4 protein-coding genes are annotated in these 5260 nt (G+C 42.1%); 2 read left to right on the top strand and 2 right to left on the bottom strand.

Annotated features, from left to right (window positions below; translation table 11 throughout):
* On the top strand, window positions 1-976 hold a 976-nt coding region (locus F6K49_RS34685; RefSeq protein ID WP_293103972.1), incomplete at its 5' end, for a thioester reductase domain-containing protein.
* Between the two features lie 234 nt (window positions 977-1210).
* On the opposite strand, the gene F6K49_RS34680 is transcribed toward F6K49_RS34685, so the two are convergent.
* Together F6K49_RS34680 and F6K49_RS34675 are read right to left on the bottom strand one after the other, a co-directional pair.
* Window positions 1211-2536 carry a hypothetical protein gene (locus F6K49_RS34680; protein ID WP_075906539.1) on the bottom strand — a complete coding sequence of 442 codons (1326 nt, stop codon included), beginning with the start codon at window positions 2534-2536 and terminating at the stop codon, window positions 1211-1213.
* Between the two features lie 282 nt (window positions 2537-2818).
* Window positions 2819-3541, bottom strand: coding sequence for a linear amide C-N hydrolase (locus tag F6K49_RS34675; RefSeq protein WP_075903734.1), 723 nt, complete (start codon window positions 3539-3541; stop codon window positions 2819-2821).
* Window positions 3542-4524: 983 nt separating this feature from the next.
* Between F6K49_RS34675 and F6K49_RS34670 the strand changes: the two genes are divergently transcribed.
* Window positions 4525-4728, top strand: coding sequence for a hypothetical protein (locus tag F6K49_RS34670; RefSeq protein WP_075903732.1), 204 nt, complete (start codon window positions 4525-4527; stop codon window positions 4726-4728).
* Window positions 4729-5260 lie beyond the last annotated feature (532 nt).

Here is a 5260-nt window from a genome sequence, read left to right as displayed (position 1 = left end):
GAGACTGCAAAGAGCCCTGGAGTCGTATAGCCTATGGAATGAAACCAAAAGCTCAAGAATTATTCCAGTTATAGGAGAATTGTCGGCTCCACTATTGGGTCTTGACGAGTCACAGTTTAACCATCTAGCAAGTCAGATGGATGTCATTTATCATAATGGTGCTTGGGTAAATTTTGTCTACTCTTACTCAGTTTTGAAGCCAGCTAATGTTCTCGGAACTCACGAAGTCTTGAGATTGGCTAGCCAAACCAAAATTAAGCCGGTACATTTTATCTCTACTATGTCGGTTTTCTCCTCATCTGCCTATTCTGACAAGCAAGTAATTTTTGAATCAGACTCCCTCGACTATACCCCAGACAACGATGATGGCTACGCTGAAAGTAAATGGGTAGCAGAAAAATTAGTTATGGAAGCTCGTGACCGAGGATTGCCCGTATGTATATACAGGCCAGGGAGAATAACAGGACACAGTCAAACAGGCTTCTGTAATACAGAAGATCTATTTTCTCGAATGATTAAAGGCTGTATCCAGCTAGGAGCAGTGCCAAATCTTGAAGGCGTTTTCAGCGACATAGTACCTGTAGACTATGTAAGTAAGGCGATTTTTAATATATCACAACAGAAAGAATCTCTAGGAAAGGCTTTTCACATGGTCAATCCTAATGACATCTATGTAAACGAGGCTTTCAACATGATCCGTTCTTGGGGATACCCCATTGAACAGATGGATTATGAAAAGTGGCGAACCAAACTAATTTGTCAAACAGAAAATAGCAATGAAAACGCACTGTATCCTCTTTTGTCGCTTTTTTCAGAAGAACTACCAGTAAATGCGGAAATGCCGAGATACGACTGTAAACATACAATACATGGACTAGCTGACACTGATATAGTCTGTCCATCCGTAGATTCCAAATTATTGAACACCTACTATTCTTATTTTAAGAGTAGCGGCTTCTTGAACGCGCCACAGTAGGGCATTCCTTTCCTAGAGGCGCACGCCAGTCAGGTGTCTTGAAGTTCAATGGATTGACTTTGGGGGACGACAAGTCCCCCATAAACTTTTTTCGGTGGTGGTGCATAGTAATGGTATGGGAAGTGTGGGAAAAAATATATATTTTCACCATTACTATGCAGGAGAACCCCCAGCCAAACAACCAAAATTCCTAGTCTGACATTTCAGGGTGCAGAATGTAGGTGTAATTCGATTTTAACTAGCCCAGGGCGATATTTTTCCCTTGCTAGCATCAACCAGGTAGGACAGGAAGCTATCTACTAAAGTCTCCATCGTCTCCTGGCTGATTGCAGGCTTAGAAAAGGGGAAATGCAAAAACATTTTTCCCTCAAAAGTTGTAACATTAGCAAGTACAATACCCCCAAACATGGCTTGTGCTGAAGCAAAACTGATTTCTGAGAGTTCAAATTGACCGTAAACTCTGGGAATATTTACTCGACCAATATTGGAAATAGCCACTGTCTGAGGGGCTTGATCTCGGCGGGTGAGCCCCAACTCGAACATCTTCTTATACATCAAAACTCCGGTGAACATATCGCCACGCTTTAAGCCAACTTCCACTTGTTGTCTCACTTCCCGTGCTAATTTCCAGAAGGAGGTATTTGTGTCGAGAGTGTGAAATGACGTTATGGAGCTAACCAGTAAGACCATGTTTTTATTGTCGATCACTGGTTTCAAGTGTTTACGCAGATCAACAGGAATCCAACAGGACACATATTTTTTCTTTCCTGATCCGATTTTTATGGCTGTGGCAAATATCAGCGCCGCACATAAAGCAGCTTGTACTGTTGTCTTTTCTTGACGGCAACGTAGAATCAGCTCTTTGGTAACCTCCGCATCTAACTGTCTATAAACATTGCCAGTACGTCGTAACTCAAGAGGTACAGTCTTCTCAAAACTCAAGCCTTTTGGTTGGCGCCAAATATTTTTGAACAGAAGTCGCAGAATAAACAACAGCTTGTTGATATTACCCCTAAAGCCTTTTGTTGATGGAGGTAATAACTCATCTACAGGGGGAAGTGTCGGTAAGTTAGGCACTGGCACGACTGGTTCACCAGAGATAATTTTCGAGCAGTAGGTCAAGATTTCTGAATATAACTCGATACTCGATAAAGCATCTGAGATGGCGTGGTTTATTTTGATAATCAGATAGCTAGGATTGTTTTCAGAGTACTCCCGCCCTTGCACAAGTACAGCTCGCAATAGCACTTCACTACTCTCAATTTGGGTGTTTAGTTCTTCTAGAAGGGTTTCTTGCCATTGTCTAGAGTTTTGCGTATCTACAACCCGCAAAGGGATCTTTTTTGCACCCGTTTCAAAACGGAGATTATCCACGTCACCGACGATACGAGAATTAAGTCGAGGGTGATGAGTTTGGACAATATCAAGGGCCTGTCTCACAATTTCTTGATTCAGGGGGCCTAAAATGCGCCCGATAATTACTATATTGAATGAGCTATTCAAGCGATTTACTATTTCCATCACTTGCTCTACAGCACAGAGTTTTCTATTATCAATCATGAATATCTCCTCTTTGACCTCTGTTCCTTCCTCAATTCTGGGTTCTTGCAAAAAAGAGTCTCAGGGATTTGCATTAATGAGACTTTAGCAAGCATATAGTAAAGATAGCAATTTGGGATAAAAAAGCCGAAATAATCACAAAAAATAGAATTGTCATTACCGAATATAAAACTAGAGTACTTGCCAGCATATTGAAGTTACGGCGGTTTGCATAACTATCAAGTACACAGGATTTTATCCTTCTTTCCTCTTCCCTGCGCCCTGCGCCCTGTTCCCTGCTCCCTAAAAACCCATAAATTTGTACCTAAGCTGTTCGTCGAAGGTCGGGTCATTGGTCAGCACATTGTATTCCTGACCATGATGGACTTTTAGTTCACCATCAATGTATTCAAAGATCGCTGAATCCCCACTTGGATCCGAGAGCGACAGGTGAAGTGCAAACTCCAGTGGTCCCATAAGTAGTTGAAGCGGTTCCGGCAGCGGGGAGAGAAGCCCTTCCGACACGAGCTCATTAAAGGTGGTTGTGACGATCTGTAAGGGTTGTGCTTCCAGCCCTTGAACTGCCTCTTCAACGGTTGCATAATTATCAAGGACATATTGACCCCAGCCTCCAAGGGACAAGGTTTTCTCACCTGGTTCAATATCACCGTATTTCGTCTTTTCCAAAAAGAGGAGATTGGCAACGAGACCCTGATCGTTTATACCATCAACGGTGGCGATGTCATAGCTCGAGGTAACGATACTGCCATATTTCGAAGTCCATGTGATTGAGTTGGTACCAGCCCCACCATTACGCTTCATGCCTTTCGGAAAGACCCAGAGGTTAGCATCGGGGTCCTGAAACCAGTCCATACTGCGCGCAGTAATTGGTCCGTTTGAACTCCCATGGTAGACTAACCGACTACAAGCCTGAGCCGATGGAACTACTGCCATGGACAGGATAGTAATAAATACAACAAATATAGTTGCTAGCTTCTTGATGATCAAATTATGCTTCTTGATCATTAAGTTCAATACTCCCGAAATTTTTTTGAATCCAGAACGAAGACAATGCAAGGATTGCAGGCTACTTGCCTTAATTTTTTTAATTGTCTACCCAGGGCTAAATTACCAAAGATTGCTTTATCAAGCAAATAATTACCCTGTAAGCCTTACAGCTACTTTACTATAAGTGTCCGGACTATTTTGACATCCTCTCAGGCAGGGCTATTTCATTCTAATTGTAATCGGAATATGGTATAAAGAGCGCGCAAATTCCCTTTAATGCATCTACTCCCGTGTCTCAAATCGCAATTATAGAAGCCAAAGCTTGACTAGAAGATCCTCGTCGTCGTGCCGGACAGCGCCACACTCTTCCACTGTGCCTAGCGCTATTTACTTTGGCCATGCTCCTTTGGAGCCGCCAAAGGCGAACGCTGCAGGAAATAAAGGATTTTTAGCAATTGGAGATTGGATGTAAAGTTACCGTGAAGAGTTAATTGACTATCTCTTACCTCCGAAAAACAGGCTTCCAACTTAGGCGTACTGTACGTCGTGTCTTATTGTATATTAATTACGAAGAGTATTCGATGTGCCTTGCGCGCATTCTTCAATGTACAACCAGCTTGTGGAGAAACCATTGCCTTAGACGGGTTTTGTCCTTAAAGGTTCATATCAGATTGAAAACGATAATCCCAATTCCGACTCCCACCCAGCAATTATGTTGGTCAGTTCTTACATTGTTGAGCGGGGCTTGATTTTAGAACCCTTTGAAGTTGATGCCAAAACCAACGAAATTAAAGCTTTACCAGAGAAGCTTTACGAAACTGGCTCTAAAAGGAGTTGTCAATGCCATAGATGCTATTAATACCCAAAAAAAACTTGTGAATTGATCGTCAACAGTGGCAAGGATTATATAGCTGCTTTAAAAGGTAATCAACGAAGTCTGTTTCAAGATGTTAAAAAAAATTTTATACCCGAATTGACTTGTGCTCAAATAAACAAAGGACATGGTCGAATCGAAAAGCGATGCAGCGCGGTCTTGGGGGTTTCCCCCACTCGCTATTGCATCAAGACAGCGCAATGTTAGTATTTGTCAAAATCTTGATTGTATCCGTCCTTGGCCTGGACTAACCACTTTGATTCAAGTTCAATCAGAACGACAGGTGTTTACACATAATGTAATTGAAGTTACTACTCAGACTCGTTATTAGATTTCTTCTTTAAGTTTAACAGCCCAAGAATTTGCTGAACGTATCCGTGGATATTGGGGTGTCGAGAATAAAGTACACTATGGAACGAGATGTTACTCTTTGGCGTTGATAAATCCAGAATTCGCACTAACCCTCTGCCTAAAATTTTTACGCTCCGCTCGCAATTTTACACTCAATTTATACCGTGACCACATGGAAAGAAAACATGGCACAAGCTCAACGACTCTGTTCTTTTGGTCTAGACACGCTTAAGCCACTTTTTAGAATGAAATAGCCCTGCCTCTCAGGCCTTTTAGCGTTAGCGAAGCTCCTCTGAAAGAGGCAGGTACGGAGATTCTTACTGAGCCCTAGCTTTTCAGTGGATTGACGTTTCATTGGGTGCTGCTACCTTGACAGTAGTCCTACGCTTCCCTTTACGTCTATTTAATGTCTCAGATTGCCAACCCGCGACAATAATACTATAGCATATTTCTTCCCAGTTAATCAATCAAAAAGTTGCCCGCTTATGGATATATTTTTTGTAAATAAAATT

It is taken from the genome of Moorena sp. SIO3I6 (genome assembly GCF_010672095.1).
Note: the sequence above shows the minus strand (reverse complement) of the source record. Positions and strands in the feature narration are given on the sequence as shown.

Coding starts and splice junctions, on each gene's coding strand:
- F6K49_RS34675 (WP_075903734.1), bottom strand. CDS start 3,541: ATGATCAAGAAGCATAATTTGATCATCAAGAAGCTAGCAACTATATTT.
- F6K49_RS34680 (WP_075906539.1), bottom strand. CDS start 2,536: ATGATTGATAATAGAAAACTCTGTGCTGTAGAGCAAGTGATGGAAATA.
- F6K49_RS34670 (WP_075903732.1), top strand. CDS start 4,525: ATGGTCGAATCGAAAAGCGATGCAGCGCGGTCTTGGGGGTTTCCCCCA.